General features: G+C 64.4%; 22 protein-coding genes and 1 tRNA gene. 19 read left to right on the top strand and 4 right to left on the bottom strand.

The annotated features are described in order from the left end of the window. Positions 1-28 precede the first annotated feature (28 nt). Positions 29-1,804, top strand: a complete 1,776-nt coding sequence (locus tag F5544_RS13955; protein ID WP_167473592.1) for an SDR family oxidoreductase — start codon at positions 29-31, stop codon at positions 1,802-1,804. On the opposite strand, the gene F5544_RS13950 is transcribed toward F5544_RS13955, so the two are convergent. Together F5544_RS13950 and F5544_RS47060 are read right to left on the bottom strand one after the other, a co-directional pair. After that, positions 1,797-2,318 (bottom strand): hypothetical protein, encoded by a 522-nt coding sequence (locus F5544_RS13950; RefSeq protein ID WP_428847142.1) that lies wholly within the window; start codon positions 2,316-2,318, stop codon positions 1,797-1,799. The genes F5544_RS13955 and F5544_RS13950 overlap by 8 nt on opposite strands. A 264-nt stretch (positions 2,319-2,582) precedes the next feature. Then, on the bottom strand, positions 2,583-2,717 hold the full coding sequence (locus F5544_RS47060) for a hypothetical protein (RefSeq protein WP_275107030.1): 135 nt from the start codon (positions 2,715-2,717) through the stop codon (positions 2,583-2,585). Positions 2,718-2,807: 90 nt separating this feature from the next. Here F5544_RS47060 and F5544_RS13940 point away from each other — a divergent pair, with 90 nt between their 5' ends. Beyond that, on the top strand, positions 2,808-3,803 hold the full coding sequence (locus F5544_RS13940; protein ID WP_167473590.1) for a zinc-binding dehydrogenase: 996 nt from the start codon (positions 2,808-2,810) through the stop codon (positions 3,801-3,803). Positions 3,804-3,896: 93 nt separating this feature from the next. After that, positions 3,897-4,055: a hypothetical protein gene (locus tag F5544_RS13935; RefSeq protein ID WP_167473589.1), complete on the top strand. Its 159-nt coding sequence runs from the start codon at positions 3,897-3,899 to the stop codon at positions 4,053-4,055. Positions 4,056-4,059: 4 nt separating this feature from the next. Here the strand turns inward: F5544_RS13935 and F5544_RS13930 are convergent, their stop codons facing one another. Beyond that, the gene (locus F5544_RS13930) at positions 4,060-4,488 is read right to left on the bottom strand and encodes a nitroreductase family deazaflavin-dependent oxidoreductase (RefSeq protein WP_167473588.1); all 429 of its coding nucleotides are present in this window, start codon (positions 4,486-4,488) and stop codon (positions 4,060-4,062) included. A gap of 274 nt (positions 4,489-4,762) precedes the next feature. On the opposite strand from F5544_RS13930, the gene F5544_RS13925 reads away from it, so the two are divergent. The 3 genes from F5544_RS13925 (at position 4,763) to F5544_RS13915 (ending at position 6,825) form a co-directional block, all read left to right on the top strand. After that, positions 4,763-4,839 (top strand) — tRNA-Ile (locus tag F5544_RS13925). Positions 4,840-4,935: 96 nt separating this feature from the next. Further along, a complete protein-coding gene (locus F5544_RS13920; RefSeq protein ID WP_167473587.1) occupies positions 4,936-5,871 on the top strand; it encodes a tyrosine-type recombinase/integrase in 936 nt (311 codons plus the stop codon). A 120-nt stretch (positions 5,872-5,991) separates the two neighbouring features. Next, complete coding sequence (locus F5544_RS13915) at positions 5,992-6,825, top strand: hypothetical protein (protein WP_167473586.1); 834 nt, start codon at positions 5,992-5,994, stop codon at positions 6,823-6,825. 64 nt (positions 6,826-6,889) lie between these two features. On the opposite strand, the gene F5544_RS13910 is transcribed toward F5544_RS13915, so the two are convergent. Further along, a complete protein-coding gene (locus tag F5544_RS13910) occupies positions 6,890-7,582 on the bottom strand; it encodes a GntR family transcriptional regulator (RefSeq protein WP_167473585.1) in 693 nt (230 codons plus the stop codon). A 209-nt stretch (positions 7,583-7,791) separates the two neighbouring features. Between F5544_RS13910 and F5544_RS13905 the strand changes: the two genes are divergently transcribed. From F5544_RS13905 to F5544_RS13850, 13 genes are all read left to right on the top strand, one after another. Then, on the top strand, positions 7,792-8,010 hold the full coding sequence (locus F5544_RS13905; RefSeq protein WP_167473584.1) for a helix-turn-helix domain-containing protein: 219 nt from the start codon (positions 7,792-7,794) through the stop codon (positions 8,008-8,010). Between the two features lie 313 nt (positions 8,011-8,323). Further along, positions 8,324-8,857, top strand: coding sequence for a hypothetical protein (locus F5544_RS13900; RefSeq protein WP_167473583.1), 534 nt, complete (start codon positions 8,324-8,326; stop codon positions 8,855-8,857). Between the two features lie 8 nt (positions 8,858-8,865). Next, positions 8,866-8,991: a hypothetical protein gene (locus F5544_RS47055; protein WP_275107029.1), complete on the top strand. Its 126-nt coding sequence runs from the start codon at positions 8,866-8,868 to the stop codon at positions 8,989-8,991. Then, entirely contained in the window at positions 8,991-9,251 is a 261-nt protein-coding gene (locus tag F5544_RS13895; protein WP_167473582.1) for a hypothetical protein, read from the top strand. The genes F5544_RS47055 and F5544_RS13895 overlap by 1 nt, the downstream gene beginning before the upstream one ends. Then, complete coding sequence (locus F5544_RS13890) at positions 9,248-9,457, top strand: hypothetical protein (protein ID WP_167473581.1); 210 nt, start codon at positions 9,248-9,250, stop codon at positions 9,455-9,457. Before F5544_RS13895 ends, F5544_RS13890 begins: the two co-directional genes overlap by 4 nt. Further along, a complete protein-coding gene (locus F5544_RS13885) occupies positions 9,454-9,636 on the top strand; it encodes a hypothetical protein (protein ID WP_167473580.1) in 183 nt (60 codons plus the stop codon). The genes F5544_RS13890 and F5544_RS13885 overlap by 4 nt, the downstream gene beginning before the upstream one ends. After that, positions 9,636-10,349, top strand: a complete 714-nt coding sequence (locus F5544_RS13880; RefSeq protein ID WP_167473579.1) for a hypothetical protein — start codon at positions 9,636-9,638, stop codon at positions 10,347-10,349. The genes F5544_RS13885 and F5544_RS13880 overlap by 1 nt, the downstream gene beginning before the upstream one ends. Position 10,350: 1 nt before the next feature. After that, entirely contained in the window at positions 10,351-11,043 is a 693-nt protein-coding gene (locus tag F5544_RS13875) for a hypothetical protein (protein ID WP_167473578.1), read from the top strand. 2 nt (positions 11,044-11,045) lie between these two features. Next, on the top strand, positions 11,046-11,909 hold the full coding sequence (locus F5544_RS13870; protein WP_167473577.1) for a hypothetical protein: 864 nt from the start codon (positions 11,046-11,048) through the stop codon (positions 11,907-11,909). Beyond that, the gene (locus F5544_RS13865; RefSeq protein ID WP_167473576.1) at positions 11,906-12,439 is read left to right on the top strand and encodes a hypothetical protein; all 534 of its coding nucleotides are present in this window, start codon (positions 11,906-11,908) and stop codon (positions 12,437-12,439) included. The genes F5544_RS13870 and F5544_RS13865 overlap by 4 nt, the downstream gene beginning before the upstream one ends. 60 nt (positions 12,440-12,499) lie before the next feature. Next, entirely contained in the window at positions 12,500-12,736 is a 237-nt protein-coding gene (locus F5544_RS13860; protein ID WP_167473575.1) for a hypothetical protein, read from the top strand. Further along, a complete protein-coding gene (locus F5544_RS13855; protein WP_167473574.1) occupies positions 12,706-14,529 on the top strand; it encodes a hypothetical protein in 1,824 nt (607 codons plus the stop codon). Before F5544_RS13860 ends, F5544_RS13855 begins: the two co-directional genes overlap by 31 nt. Then, positions 14,526-14,969 carry a hypothetical protein gene (locus F5544_RS13850; protein ID WP_167473573.1) on the top strand — a complete coding sequence of 148 codons (444 nt, stop codon included), beginning with the start codon at positions 14,526-14,528 and terminating at the stop codon, positions 14,967-14,969. Before F5544_RS13855 ends, F5544_RS13850 begins: the two co-directional genes overlap by 4 nt. Positions 14,970-14,988 lie beyond the last annotated feature (19 nt).

Here is a 14,988-nt window from a genome sequence, read left to right as displayed (position 1 = left end):
AATACGTCCTGTGACAAGGAGATATCCGATGACAGAAGCCATCCCGGACGCCCCGGCGAGCTGGCGGACGGTGCGCAGCGGCGAATTCGACATCGCCGTCTTCGAATCCGGCGACCCGACAGCGGAAACCGTTGTGCTGGTCCATGGTTGGCCGGATACCCACCATCTGTGGGACCGGGTGGTCCCGCTGCTGAACCGGCGCTTCCGGGTGGTCACCTACGACACCCGCGGCCACGGCGAATCCACCAGGACCAGGCGCATCGCGGACTTCCGGCTCGCGGAGCTGGCCAAGGATTTCTACGCGGTGATCGACGCGGTGAGCCCGGACCGCCCGGTGCATGTGCTCGCGCACGACTGGGGTTCGGTGCAGGTGTGGGAGGCGGTGTGTGAGCCCGGGGCCGCGGCGCGCGTCGCATCGTTCACCTCGGTGTCCGGGCCGAATCTGGACCACCTCGCGAAATGGATGCGCGAGCGGCTGTCCCGGCCGACGCCGCGCAATATCTGGCAGCCGTTCACCCAGCTGCTCTCCTCGGCATACACCTTCTTCTTCATGACGCCGGTGCTGCCGAGGGCCACCTTCGGACTGATCGGCAGCGAACGGCTCTGGCAGCTGTTCGTCGCCCTGATGAACGAGACCGCGCCGTCGAATATCAAGCTGGGACCCAGTTTTCGGCGCGACATTGTCGACGGCCTGCTGATCTACCGTGCGAATATCGTGCAGCACCTGCTTTCTCCGCGCGAGCGGCGCACCGACGTCCCGGTGCAGCTGATCGTCGCAGGCCGCGATATCGCGGTGCGGCCCGCGGGCTACGACGACGAACGCAACTGGACCGATCGGCTGTGGCGGCGGAATATCGCCGCCGGACACTGGGTTCCGTTCTCGCACCCGGAACTGCTCGCCACCGCGACCACCGAACTCATCGACTCACTCGCGGGCGCGCCCGCCGCCCGCGGCCTGCGCCGGGCCGAGATCGGCCGAGTCGGCGCGCCTTTCGCGGATCAGCTGGTGGTGATCACCGGCGGCGGCAGCGGTATCGGCCGGGATACCGCGCTGTCCTTCGCCCGGCGCGGCGCCGAAATCGTGCTCTCCGATATCGATCTCGTCGCCGCCAAGGAGACGGCCGAGCTGATCGCCGCGGAGGGCGGTGTGGCACACGCGTATTCGCTGGACGTATCCGACGAGACCGAGGTGGCCGCGCACGCCGACGCCGTCATCGCGGCGCACGGCGTGCCGGACATTCTGATCAACAACGCGGGCATCGGTCAGGCGGGCGATTTCTTCGACACGCCCGCAACGGAATTCGATCGCGTCATGCGGGTGAACCTGGGCGGGGTGATCAACGGCTGCCGCACCTTCGGCAAGGCGATGGCCGAGCGCGGGCTGGGCGGGCATATCGTGAACCTGTCGAGTATGGCCGCATACAGCCCGCAGCGCGGGTTCAGCGCGTACGCCACCTCCAAGTCGGCGGTATTCATGTTCTCCGACTGCCTGCGCGCCGAGCTGGCGGGCAAGGGGATCTCCGTGCACACCGTGTGCCCGGGCATCGTGCACACCAATATCGTTGCCAACACCAGGTTTTCGGGCATCGGCGCGGATGAGGAACGGCGCAAGCAGCAGCGCTACGACAAGATCTACCGCAGGCGCGGCTACGGGCCCGCGAAGGTGGCCGAGCTGATCGTGCGGGCCGTCGAACGCGACCGCAGCATCGTCCCCGTCACGCCGGAGGCGCGGTTGCAGTATCACGTCAACCGGTTCGCGCCCGCCGCGGTGCGCTTCTTCGCCGAGCGAGTCAAGCTCACGTAGCCAGCTCCGCCTCGATCGCCGCGACGCGGTCGGCGCCGATGCCCCAAGGGTTTTCGACGCCGACCCGCCGGTCCAGATCCCACAGCACGCACTCCTCCCCCGGCCGCGCCGCCAGCGACCAGGCCACCACCGTGCGGCCCAACTGCTGCTCCATCGAACCGTGCGCCGGATTCGGCGCGCCCGCGCCCTCCGGGAAGTGGTGCAGGAAACGGCCGTACGCGCCGGCGCAGAAGGCGGCGTAGCGCTCGGTGCACAGGATCAGGCCGTGCCACGCCTCGTCGACCGCGTGCGACGGCATCCCGATCACCTGGCCGTCGCGCATGGCCGCGCCGCAGCAGCGCAGCCACTGCCGCAGACCGGTCGCCACCAGGTCGCGGGGTTGCCAGGGGCAGGTTTTGAAGACGGCCTCCGGCAATTCCAGCGCGGCGACGGCGGCATCGACCCGGCGCGGATCGATCTCGGACTGCCGGGGGCGGAATACGCGGGTGAGTTCGCGGAAGTTGAATGGCGACACAGTTAACTGTACGGCGGGGCGGCCCGGGAGCGGTTAGTGTGCGGACATGGATCCACTCGGGGGTTTCGTAATAGTGCTGATCGTGCTCGCACTCGGCATCTGGCTCGTCGCGATGATGCGCCGCGGCACATCATCGGCGGGTGGCCGCGACGGGACCGGACCTTGGGCGGCCGGGGATACGGGGACGTCCACCGATTCGAGTTCGAGCGCTCCGTTCATGTTCGATACCGGAACCGACTCCGGATCGAGCCATTCCAGCGGGCATCACCACCATGGCGGGCACGATTCGACAAGCAGTTGCGGGGGCGGAAGTTCCTGTGGGGGCGGAAGTTCCTGCGGCGGCGGTAGCAGCAGCAGCTGTGGCGGCGGCAGCAGTTGTAGCAGCGGTTCCTGAATCATTCCGCCCACGGCGAAATCGACTTGACCTAAATCTTTATTCAGGTTTCATCCTGGACCTCGAACAGGACACAGCGAACGAGGAGAACGGTCATGCGAGCGGTTTACGCGACGGAATTCGGCGGACCCGAGGTGCTGCGGGTGCGCGAGACGCCCGATCCGGCGCCGGGGCCCGGCGAGGTGGTGGTCGACGTCGCGGCGGCGGACGTCATGTTCCTCGACACCCGGCTGCGCGGCGGTTGGGGCACCCAATACTTCAAGCTGACACCGCCCTATGTGCCGGGCGGCGCGGTGGCGGGCGTCGTCACCGCCGTCGGACCGGGCGTCGCCGAATCGTGGCTCGGCAAGCGCGTGTCGACCATTACCGCGGCCAGCGGAATCGGCAGCGGCACACCCACCGGCGGCTACGCGGAAAAGGCGCTGGCCAAGGCGGATTCGCTGATCGAAGTGCCGGATGAACTCGGCCCGGCACAGGCCGTCGCCGTCGCGCACGACGGGCGCACCGCGCTCGGCGTGCACAATCGCGCCGCCCTACAACCGGGCGAATGGGTGCTCATCACCGCGGCGGGCGGCGGCCTCGGCATCCTGCTGATCCAGCTCGCCCGCGCCGCGGGCGCACAGGTCATCGCGGCCGCGCGCGGCACGACGAAACTGGAACTCGTTACACGACTCGGCGCCGACGCCGTCATCGACTACACCGAACCGGGCTGGGCCGACAAGGCGCGCGCGATCACCGGCGGGTCCGGTGTGCACGTGGTGTTCGACGGCGCGGGCGGCGACCTCGGCGCGACCGCGCTCGACGCCATCGCCGACGGCGGCCGGTTCCTCGGATACGGTGCCTCCGCAGGCGAATTCGCGACGATGAACCGCGAAGCCGCGGCGGCGCGCGGGATCACCGTCATCGATCTGCGCGAAATCACCGCGGGCGAAACCGATTGGCACGGACTCGCCGAGCGGGCATTGCGCGAGGCGGCTGAGGGACGGCTGGAAGTGGTGATAGGGCAAAGCTTCCCACTGCACGAGGCCGACCGGGCACACGCCGCGATCGAAAACCGCGAAGCGATCGGGCGGACCGTACTCGTGCTATGACGATCTGAAAAACGGCTGGCACGCAACGCCATTCACCCTAGCGCCGACCCGTCTCGCCCTGCGCGCGAACCAGGTCGGCGCTAGGGTGCGTGCGTGATTACCGTGATTGTGGTCATCGTAATTCTCATAATCGTGGCCGTCGTCGTCCAGCTGGCCAGCCGCCCGCCCCGCGAAAAGCACTGGGACGGCGACGATTACGACCACCCCGACGATCACCACTGGGAGCACTGGGACCGCGACGAGGACCGCTGACCGCTCAGGCCGGCGTCAACACCACTACCGCGATCGGCCGCTTCGTCATCTTCTGATAGGCGGTATACCGCCCCTTGTTCACCTTGTCGGCGATGGCGAACCGCCGCGCGTAATCCGGGTCGTCCGGGTAAGTGGCCTTGGCCAGCACCGGAATTCGCCGCCGCCCCACCTGAATCTCGCACTTCGGCTCGGCCTTCACATTCGCCAGCCAACCCGGCGGGCGCGGCGAACCACCGTTCGACGCGGTGACCAGATACGCGTCACCATCCCGCCCATACGTCAACGCCGAAGTCCGCGGCTGCCCCGACCTGCGCCCAACCGTCCGCAACAGCAACGTCGGATTACCGAACAACAGTCGATGCCCCACCAGCCCACCGCTGTTCTCGTACACCCACTGATGCGCCTTCAACACATTCGTGAACACGTTCGACATAACGGACCCTCCAGAATGTTCGGCGGTACGCTCCAGCCTAATAGGCGCTGCCGGCGAAGCCGTCCACAAACCCGCGCATGGCCGGAGCGAATGCGGACGGACGCCTAGGTGGCGCTGCCGCCGAAACCGTCCGAAGCCCATGCACGGAGCGAACGCGGAATGCGCTCCCTAACCCAGAGCCGCCCAACACACGACACCCCCGACCAGCCCAACTGGTGTGACCGGCACCCCACCCGGTAGCATCCACCAAGCTGTCGGCACCCACCACAGCCCAGGGGCGGTAGCTCAGTCGGTTAGAGCCGTGGACTCATAATCCATTGGTCGCGGGTTCGAGCCCCGCCCGCCCCACCAACCCCCTCTGAGCTGCCCAAACGGGTAGCTTGCAGAGGTTTCGAATCCAGAACAGCGCATGTACAGCTTTGTATTCTGGGCGTACCGTCGGTCGGTATGGGGAGCTTCGACCTTGACGACCTACGGGAGCTGAAAGAGGACTTCGCCACCGAGCTACGTCGGAAGAACCGCAGCAAGAACACCATCGATGGCTATCTGGTCCGAATCGACTACCTCGTTGAGTACCTGATCGAGAACAACTTGCCGACGTTGGCACCCGCAGTTACGCGGGACCATCTGGGGTCGTTCATCGAGTCCTTGCTGACGCGGCCGAACAAGCGGACAGGCAAGCCGTTGTCGGCCGAGTACGCGCGAGGTCATTACCGGGCACTTCAGCAGTTCTTCAAATACCTTGCGGCAGAAGAGGTCATCCTTTCAAATCCGTTCGACAAAATGACCTTGCCCGACGCACCAGAGGTGCTTGTACCAGTTCCGCCTGACGACCAGCTCCGTGCGCTTCTGGCCGAGTGCGCGGGCAACACGTTCGAGGACTTGCGCGACACCGCCATCATCCGGATGTTCACTGACACCGGCTGCCGCGTCGGCGAACTGGCCGGAGCCGATACCGATGATCTCGACTTCGAAGAAAACAGCATGCTGGTCACCGGGAAGGGAGGACGGCCACGCTCGTGTCCGTTCGGGGACAAAACCCGGATCGCGCTACGGAAATACCTTCGCGCCCGCGCCAAGCACCCGAAGGCCCGCAACGACGAACCCGCACTCTGGCTCGGACACCGCGGCCGGATGACCGACCACGGCATACGGCAAATGCTGGAGCGCCGAGCCGCAGCAGCCGAAATCGACCACATCCACCCACATCAGCTCCGGCACTGGTTCGCTCACACCTGGCTCGAGAACGGCGGTCAGGAGCAAGACCTCATGATGCTCGCCGGATGGCGATCCCGGCAGATGATCGGTAGATATGCGAAATCCGTTGCTGACCAGCGTGCCAAGACGGCGCACCGTCGAGCCCGTCTCGGCGACAAGCTGTAGTGTCTCTCCCCCATTGGAACCCGTTGCGACATTGGATGGTTCGATCTAGCCTGCGGGCATGTTGAGCTGGTGTTCGATGAACGATCACGAAGATCTCGACTGGTCAGCGAGAATTGATACATGACTGGGCTTTCGTTGACGACCGAGCGACGGGACGAACTAACCGCACTGCTGGGAGACGAGCAACGACTCCGAACCGAGTACCCGAAGGTCGCCGACTATCTCGACATGGCACCTCAGCTACCAGGAACCGGCGATGACGTTGCCGACGCGGCGTTCGATCTTCGATTCGTGCACTTCATGACCGGTGGTTCGGCCGTATCGACGAACCCGTACTGGGACATCGTCAGCCCGTCGGTCGCAGACAACGAGGGGCGAAGGGTCGTCAACGGTGGTCGGCCGAACGGTAGCGCACGACTCGGCTACGCACAGATGATCTTGCAGGCCGTCTACGCATACGCGGTTCCGTCTCCCGAAACCCTTTCCTGGATAAAGGAATTCACCGAAGGGCAAAACGTCCTCGAACTCGGCGCTGGCCGCGGCTACTGGGCCGACCAACTGGCCAGGCACGATGTGACGGTATCGGCGTTCGATTCGGCGCCACCGGACCAGACCACGAACGTGTCCTTCCCCTCTGCCGCAGGACAACTCGATATCTGGTACCCAGTCGGCACCCTCGATGACCTCACCGCGGAGGAACAGAAAGACTGCGTGCTATTCCTGTGCTGGCCACCAGGTTGGGGTGACGCGATGGCATCCCAAGCGCTCCATGCCTTCGAAGAGGCCGGTGGCAACCGCCTGATCTTCATCGGAGAACCCAAGGGCGGCAAAACCGGAGACGACGCGTTCTTCGACAGACTCAACACATCCTGGGAATTGAAATCTCAAGACACACAATACGTTTCCTGGTGGAACCTCGGCGATATCGCCCAAGGGTGGGTACGCGGAAGCTGACTGCGATGTTCAGCTGATCGAGCCAAATGACAACGAGGCTCGATCAGCTGTACATCAGTCCGACTTAATCGCCAATTGCGGCCGTTCCACCAGTGGACAAGGTCATTCGAAACAGCATCGCGTCGTAGCGATCCCGTGGATACGACACATCCGACAGCATCACCAGACCGCCGTCAGCAGCAAGAAACCTCTGGTGCACGGTTTTGACGAGGTCTCCGGGCGGCGTTCCCAACCAATCGGCGTGGATGGGCGTCGGCAGTCGATCAGCCACGGTCTCCTCGAGGATGACCGCGCCAGATGTGTCGCTGATATTTGTCGGCTGGTACGAGTCCGAAACAGAGACCGGGCGACTGTCTTCTGCGGCTCTGGTGATCACATGTGTCAGCTCTTCGCCTGGTGCGATACCAAAGGCTTCCGCAAGCTCCTCGGTCGCCGCGACTCGTTCCACCTCGCGTTCAACGGTGACGGCCTTGTCCGACTCATGGCTGTATGTGACTTCGGGATCCTCCATTTGGCGTTCTGGAGCAACCCGAACAAGATTCGGCCGATCTGCCACGAAAATGCCGCGGCGCCGTTGACTTCTCACCAGCCCCTGACTTTGCAGCAGTTCGAGAGCCTTCCTGACAACGATTTCGGATACGTGGTTCTGTGCAGCCAGCTCGGCATAGCTCGGCAGCTGTGTCCCTGGAGGCAACGCTCCTGAACGGATACGCCGTGCGTAGTTGCCTGCGATCGTGACGTAGGCCGGTTCAGCCATTCGGGTTCGGTCCTTTCGGTCTTACCTGCCCGTATTGACAACGAAATTCAGTATACCCAACTACGTATACGCACGCTTCACTTTCTCAATTGCACCATAAGTCACTTCCGTCCCATGGTGCATTTCTTCGTATACGTAAGCCTTGTGCGTATACGCAACTACGTATACGCTGACCTTCTAGATGTTTCCGCACATAGGAGGAAGGCTCAGTGATCAGTAGGAACCCGTTGGGTGTTGACCAGGCGAGAGATCTCGTCAGTCTTCAGAAAGCCGCGACGCTCATCGATGTAGATCCCAAGACGATTCGGAACTGGATCAATGACGGGCGTCTACAGGGCTACAAGTTGAACGGTCGTATGTGGCGCGTCAACCGCGCTGAAGTACTGGCGCTTGCCCGCCCTATTAAATCTTCGGGTGGTGCAGCATGACCTCACCGAATGATCGAGTTCTTCAGGCTCGCATTGCCGTCCATGAATCGTGGGCACAAACGCAAGACCGAGCTGCACGAACAGCAGCAGCACGCAAAGCGATGGCGAGCAAATTTGAACAAGATGTCGATCCCGACGGAGTGCTAACACCCGACGAGCGTGCCCGCCGGGCCGAACATGCTCGGAAAGCGCATTACACCCGTTTGGCTTTGCGATCGGCCCAAGCGCGTCGTCGCCGTTGTCGAAATCCGCACTGGGGAGGTGCAGAGTGAGCCCGTCGAATGAGTATCGGTTGCGGTGGGGTGTCGAGCGTGTGGTGTTCGACGAGTTGCGTGAGCGGCATGGTCGGGATGCGGTGGTGATGCGCCCTATTGGAGGGGGCGTATCGGCGGAGCTTCCGGCGCCGGCGGATCCGTTGCAGGGCTTGGTTATTGCCGATCAGGTGATGCGTGAAGCCCGTCGGAGGTCGGTGGAGTATGTGCGTCGAGCGCGTGCTGAGGGTCGTTCGTGGCGGGAAATCGCGCAGAACTCTGGTCTGACTTCTGCGGAGGATTCCGAATCGGCGGCGTTCGAGCGGTTCGCGACGACACCGCAGAATTTCGGGGATTTGTATCTGAGTTGGCGGTGCACGTCGTGCGATGCGCTGGTGGCCGATTATGGCCCGTTCTCGGCGAACCCGGGTGATAACGAGCAGGGCCACAAGGATTCCTGCGTTCGGCATCAGGCCGAGATTCGCGCTTTCGAGGAAGGCCAGGAACGGGCCGATACCGAATCCTGGCAGGCCGATGAGATGCGGGTCGCCGCGGATCCGGAAGCGGACCAACGGAATTGGCGGTGTGAGCAATGATCCGCGCGATGTGGTGGCCCACCGCGGTGGTGTCGGTGCTGTGGACGGTGTCGACGAATGTCGATCTGGTCCTGGTTGTTGCCGGTGTCGGTGGCGGTGCGTGGTTGTTGGTGCGGCGGATGGGGGTGCGGTGATGGATCCCCGGATAGCGATGACCGGTCCGGAATTCGATCCGGCGACGGTGTATCGGCCGTTGGTGTGGTTGCCGGTGGAACTGCGTCTGCTGGTGCTGCTGGCCGCGGTGTTGGTGGCGTCGGCCGGGTGCACGGTCGCGTGGATCAGCGGCCCGCAATATCCGCCGTCGCGCAACATCTGCCGCGTTGATGAGACGGCTCGTACCGACTGCGTGCATGTGACGCCGACGGTTTCACCGACTGCGGGGGTGCGGCGATGACCGCGGGAAGAGACCCGTTCGAGGGTCTGGATCACCGGGTGCGGCGTGCGTTGGAGTCCTGGCAGGCGCTGGGACGTGAACAGCGTGATTACGCCATGGGTGTCGTCGCGGCGTCGGCGCCGGAGGTCGTGATCTCCGCGGCCAAGACAGCGGTCGAGATCACCCGGCTCAACAACCAATTCACATGTCTGGAGGCGCAACAGTGATTGAAAAGCTTGATAGCGGTGAGGGTCTGGTTGATCGGGCGTCTGCTTTGTTCGACGCGCTCACCGATCGTCAGAAACGGTCCGCCATGAACTGGTTGATCGGCTATACGCCGGAATTGGTGCTGAGAGCTTGCTGTTTCGCGCGGGAAGTTCATCGCGACGAAATGGAGGCTCAGTAGTGACGAGTGAACGTAATGCGTTGGCGCTGGAGTGGATTGCGCAGCAGTGCGCGGTTCCGGTGAGTTTGTTGGCGGAACTGTGTCAGGTGTCGCGTCCGCGTGCGTATGAGTTGACGCGGTCGTGGGTTCGGTCGGGGTTGGTGGTGGCCGAGCGGATGCCGTCGGAGGGCCCGGATTTCTCGTGGTCTAACGAGTTGTGGGTGTGGCTGACCCGTGAAACCGCGTGGGCGTATTTGGGTTTCGATCCGGGTCCGTGGCGTCCGCGGGTGTCGACGGCGGCGCATGTGCGAGCGTTGGCCGAGTTGCGGTTCACCTTGACCGGGACCGCGGTGGATCCGTCGGTGTGGACCAGCGAACGACTGCTGCGGCATCGGGATCCGGATTCCTGGGAGACCGGCCCGGGTCGTGGACACGTGCATGACGCGGAGTTCCGGGACCGGTCCGGGGATCGGTGGGCGGTCGAGGTCGAGCTGACCCGCAAGAAGGGCGATGGCCGGGCGGCGAAGGTGTTGCGCGCGTCGTTGGAGGCGGCACGCGCACGCGGGTTGGCCGGGGTCGTGTATTTCACGCGGGGTATCGCGGTGCGCGCCGGCATGAATGCCGCGATCCGCAGCCTCGAACAAGCCGGGGCGACGGACCTGCTGGCGAGTTTGGATGTCCGTGATCTGGACCGAACCCTTTCCGGCAGAACCGATTCGGAGGAGGTGAGCTGACATGGCAGATCGATCTGTGGCTGAGGTGGATACCGCCGTCGTTGAGGTGGTGGTGACGGCGGAGGCGGCCCGCGAGCTGACCGACCGTATCCGGATCTGTGTGGACACCGCCTGGGAGTTGATCAAACAGGCGTACGTCTCGCGGGTGTGGGTGGTCCTGGATTACGGCTCTTGGGATGAGTATTGCGCCCAGGAATTCGACCGGGCGCGGATCCGTATTCCCAGGGAGGAACGCCCGGAAGTTGTTGCGTCCCTGCGAGAAATCGGTATGAGTACCCGCGCGATCGCGGCGGCTACGGGTGTCAGCGACTTCACTGTCCGCCAGGACTTGGCGGGTGCGAGAAACCTCGCACCTGACCGGCCGGGCGCCTGCGATGACGGACCTGTTCCGGTGCTTGGGGAGGACGGAAAAACCTATCCGTCACCGAACCCGCGGCAGAGCCGGGTCGAAGGCGACGAGTCACGCGACGACGTGGAGCGCAAGTCACGGCGTAAGCCGTTGCCGGATGCGTTCTGGCAGGCGGGGATCGACGCGCGTAAGGCGGTGGAGCGGGTCGAGCGGCTTGTCGCCGATGACCGGTTCGACCGCAACGCCGAGCAGATCACCAGCACGAGTTTGGCGGATCTGGTGCGTGCACGAGACGCGTTGGGGCGCGTCATCGATCGAATGTCATCAATGAAATCTGGAGTGTAGCAATGGAATTCGAAGGTATGAAGCTGGCGGAGATCCCGCCGTATGTGGGCGTCTATGCCGGGATCGTGGATATCGATACCGATTTGGCGCGACGACTGCTCAAGCACAACACCCACAACCGCGCGATCCGTCCGGGCAAGGTCGCCGAGCTGGTGCGTGTGCTGGGTGCGGGACAGTGGCAGTTCAACGGGGAGGCGGTCAAGTTCGATCGGGACGGCACCATGCGCGATGGGCAGCATCGGTGCGCGGCGATCACCGAACTCGACAGTCCCACATCGTTTCCCACGCTGGTGGTGTACGGGCTTGACGCGCAGTCGCAGGAAACGATGGATCAGGGGACCAAGCGTCAGGCGTATGAGCAGCTGACGATCGCGGGCATCGAGTCGGACAAGACCGTCGCCGCCGCGGTGCGGGTGCTGATCCGCTGGCGTGAGGGTCTGTTGTTCGGTGATCACAAGCAGGCCGATGTCACCACCAGCGACATCGTGGCGTGGGCGAAAGCGAACCCGGGTGGGATGGAACGGTTCCGGGAACTCACCGCTCGCGGTTACCGGCGGATCAGCGGATGCCCGCCGTCGGTCTCGTTGGCGGTGGCCTACCGGTTCGCCGAGATCGACACCGAATGGGGTTATGAGTTCTTCGACAATCTGCTCAAACCGTTCGGGTTGCCGGAGGGGTCTCCGGTCTGGGCGTTGCGCAGCAGGCTGGAGCAGATCGTGAAGAGGCGCCAGCGTGTCGGTGACCGCAACATGATCGCCTATTTCGTCTCGGCGTGGAATGGATTCCGCGACTGCCGATCGATGAGCTTCATCCCTGGCCCCAAAGGTGGGATCTGGACTATCGAGAACTTCCCGGAGCCGAAATGAATACACCAGAGTTCACCGGGCGGGGAGCCGATCAGGCACGAAACCGGTTGTTGCCCAACGATGTTGGGATCGACTTGATCCCGGACTCGGACGAGTCGAGTGTCGTCTTCGCCGCGGTGCGGGAGCTCTACGGCGTGCGAGTCGCCGACTGGTTCGTGGTGTATGACAGCCACTGCGTCGACGCGGTCCGCAGCGCCGACATGTGCCTGGTCATCACGCCCGTCGACGACAAAAACGTACAAGCCCTGGAAAAAGCGCTGGTTACCGGTACACCGTACGGGTGTGAGGTGCTGCGCGCCCAGGTCGAATGCGGCGGCGCCTCGCTGACCAACATCACCACGACCGGGAGCCCAGACGAGCTGGCCACCCTGCGCACCGCGCTCGCCCACTTCAACACCAGCAGCACTGATCCCCGCAAGCACGCCGTATTCCGGGCGCTGTACCTGCACCTATGCGGTGCCGAAACATCAGTCCAGGCAACGCATTCCGTGCCATTGGGTTCCCGGTCCCGATCCGATGAGAGGAGGTGAGCCGCAGTGAGCGAGGGTACGTGCTTTCCGTTCCAACCCGACTGCGACACGACCTCACCGATGCCAGTACCCACGACACCTGCGGTGGTGGCGCCGCCGACCGGTTCGCCGGTGGTGCCGACCGGGGTGCAGAAACCGCCGGGTGTCCCGGAGGGGGTGCCGGATGTGCCGTCGGGGTGGTCGAACCATTGGGTCGGTCATGGCCTGGACGGGCATGTGCTGGCGGAGGTGACGCGGGTGGTGTTGGTGGGGGCGGGTTCGCGGTGGTGTGTGGTGTCGGGTTTCTGGTGGTGGTGAACCTGCGCAAGTGGCAGCCGGGGCGGGTGAAGAATTTCGCGGCCGGTTCGCTGGTGTTGCCGACGGTCTCGGCGGTGATGCAGTGGTCGTGGACGGGACCGGTGCACACGTTCACCCAGGGAGTGCAGGTGGCGTGGGCGGGGTGGGTGCCCGGTGGTGTGGTGGGGATGGCGGTGGTGGCGGTGCCGGTGGCGTGGTGGCTGGTGGCATGGTGGTGGGCCCGCTACTACCACAAGCTGGTCACTGTCGGGCACACCTCACCGGAGAAGACCGACCGTGTCTCGCGCCGTTTCGAAGACGCCCGCGACGCGGGTGCGCGGACGGCGGCACGGTATCCGGTGCCGTTGACCTATCGCGGGAATATCGTGCTCGGCCCCTCCGCCGCGGTGGCGTCGTCTCGCTCGCACTCGGTGTGGGGGCTGTTGCGCAAGCGGCGGGATCGCTGGCTGATGATCCCGGTCCGCGCCATCAACGAGCACTTGGTGGTCACCGGGGACAGCGGGTCGGGCAAGACCACGATGCTGCTGCGGTTGATCGCGGGCCTGTATGCCTATGACTGGCAGCGCTATCTGGCGACCCGCAAGGATCGGCCGCTGCTGGTGTTCATCGATTGCGGTGGAGACCTGCACACCGGGCGCCGGTTCGTGCAGTTGATGACCCGGTTGGGAGTCGATCCGCGGCGGATCGGGTTGTGGCCGATCACCACGAAGCTGGATTTGTGGTCGATGTCGGCGCCGGACTTGACCGAGACCCTGCAATCGATGCTGTGCCTGGCACCGGCCACCGATGCCTCGCAAGTGCATTTCGAGAACAACCGGCGCCGGGTCGTGTCGCTGGTGATCGGGACCGCGCTCTCGGACGCCGGAGTCGTGCTACCGAAACCACGCTCGCGGGCGGAGTTGTTCGACCGGCTGTCGACCAAGCGGCTCAAGCAGCTGTACGCGGCCGATCTGGCGATCTGTGAGGAGATCGACGCGCTGAACGAGTCCAAGCCGCCGGCGGTGGCGGATGTGGCCGGGAAACTGCGGGATCTGTTCGAAACCCTCGGTGAGGCGTTCGAGGGAGACCGCGGGCTCGACAGTTTCGACGCCCTGTATGTGTGCGCGCAGGGCACCACCCGCAAGGAGACCGCGCGGGCGCAGATCTCGGCGGTCAAGACGATGCTGTTGCAGTTCGCGGCCTCACCGCACAACCGGCGCATCCGGACCGCGATGGATGAGAAATCCGCGGTGGTGGACGACAAGGGCGATGTCGATGTGATCGATCTGGTCGAACGAGCCCGCAAACTGCGCTGCTCGGTCATCTACGCCGCCCAATCCTTTTTGGGTTTGGCGCAGACCGAGGACGAATGCCACCGCATCGTCGCCTCCACCTCCGGGGGATGGATCGGGATGCGCGGCAACGACCAAGGCCCGTTGTGCGAGAAGTTCGGCACCCGCACCGTCTACACCGCATCCCGGCATCTGAACGGCCGCCGGATGGGTGAAGAGGGCACGCTCAACACCGGTGACGCGATGTTGGTGCACCCCAACAAGTTACGGCGTTTCGAACCCGGACAAGCCGTCTACGTCAAAGGACTACAAGCGAACTGGGGCCAGGTCGTGACCGTCGACCCCGACGACATCCCGCAACTGGAATACCCCCACTGGGCCCGCATCGAACCCGCCACCGCGACGGCCGGACATGGTGAGCCGGAAAGCTCTGGGCCGCAACGGAAAACACACACTAACCGGCCGATCGCGCGACGTGCCGATATCGAACGGCCCAGGAACCGGAAGGAGGACACCGAATGAGCGACGACGACAACATCGACGCGGAGGTCGAGATCGACTGGGACGCGCAGTTGTGGGAGCCGTTACGAGAGCTGTTGCAAGCCTGCGATATCGACCCCGACACAGCGCGGCGCCCCTCCGAAGCGGTGATACTCGGCCGCCGGATCAAGAAAGCGCGGGCGGCGATCACCGCGACCGGCATCGTCGTACCAACGCTGGTGACGGTGACCATCTCGGGCGCCCCGATGACCGCGGTCGTGCCGGTCACGGTCTGGGGCATCGGCTGGATCGGTTACGGCGCATGGATTTCCGCCGGATCCCCCACCCTGATCGTCGCGCTCGGGCTGATGCGCCGTGGCGCGGTGCTGGTGTGGCGGTGGCTGACCTGGCGCACCACCCAAACCCGCGACCTGGGCCGCATCACTTACCCGAAACCGGCCGTCGAAGCACCACCGTTCTGAACAACTCATCGAAATAGTA

The sequence above is a fragment of the Nocardia arthritidis genome (assembly GCF_011801145.1).
Lineage (GTDB): Bacteria > Actinomycetota > Actinomycetes > Mycobacteriales > Mycobacteriaceae > Nocardia > Nocardia arthritidis_A.
This window is presented reverse-complemented; position numbering and strand designations above follow the sequence as displayed.

What these genes read in the sequence shown, in the direction of transcription:
- F5544_RS13865 (WP_167473576.1), top strand. Translation starts at nt 11,906, where the DNA reads ATGAATACACCAGAGTTCACCGGGCGGGGAGCCGATCAGGCACGAAAC.
- F5544_RS13890 (WP_167473581.1), top strand. Translation starts at nt 9,248, where the DNA reads ATGACCGCGGGAAGAGACCCGTTCGAGGGTCTGGATCACCGGGTGCGG.
- F5544_RS13870 (WP_167473577.1), top strand. Translation starts at nt 11,046, where the DNA reads ATGGAATTCGAAGGTATGAAGCTGGCGGAGATCCCGCCGTATGTGGGC.
- F5544_RS47060 (WP_275107030.1), bottom strand. Translation starts at nt 2,717, where the DNA reads ATGATTCAGGAACCGCTGCTACAACTGCTGCCGCCGCCACAGCTGCTG.
- F5544_RS13860 (WP_167473575.1), top strand. Translation starts at nt 12,500, where the DNA reads ATGCCAGTACCCACGACACCTGCGGTGGTGGCGCCGCCGACCGGTTCG.
- F5544_RS13915 (WP_167473586.1), top strand. Translation starts at nt 5,992, where the DNA reads ATGACTGGGCTTTCGTTGACGACCGAGCGACGGGACGAACTAACCGCA.
- F5544_RS13875 (WP_167473578.1), top strand. Translation starts at nt 10,351, where the DNA reads ATGGCAGATCGATCTGTGGCTGAGGTGGATACCGCCGTCGTTGAGGTG.
- F5544_RS47055 (WP_275107029.1), top strand. Translation starts at nt 8,866, where the DNA reads ATGTGGTGGCCCACCGCGGTGGTGTCGGTGCTGTGGACGGTGTCGACG.
- F5544_RS13895 (WP_167473582.1), top strand. Translation starts at nt 8,991, where the DNA reads ATGGATCCCCGGATAGCGATGACCGGTCCGGAATTCGATCCGGCGACG.
- F5544_RS13940 (WP_167473590.1), top strand. Translation starts at nt 2,808, where the DNA reads ATGCGAGCGGTTTACGCGACGGAATTCGGCGGACCCGAGGTGCTGCGG.
- F5544_RS13930 (WP_167473588.1), bottom strand. Translation starts at nt 4,488, where the DNA reads ATGTCGAACGTGTTCACGAATGTGTTGAAGGCGCATCAGTGGGTGTAC.
- F5544_RS13955 (WP_167473592.1), top strand. Translation starts at nt 29, where the DNA reads ATGACAGAAGCCATCCCGGACGCCCCGGCGAGCTGGCGGACGGTGCGC.
- F5544_RS13920 (WP_167473587.1), top strand. Translation starts at nt 4,936, where the DNA reads ATGGGGAGCTTCGACCTTGACGACCTACGGGAGCTGAAAGAGGACTTC.
- F5544_RS13910 (WP_167473585.1), bottom strand. Translation starts at nt 7,582, where the DNA reads ATGGCTGAACCGGCCTACGTCACGATCGCAGGCAACTACGCACGGCGT.
- F5544_RS13850 (WP_167473573.1), top strand. Translation starts at nt 14,526, where the DNA reads ATGAGCGACGACGACAACATCGACGCGGAGGTCGAGATCGACTGGGAC.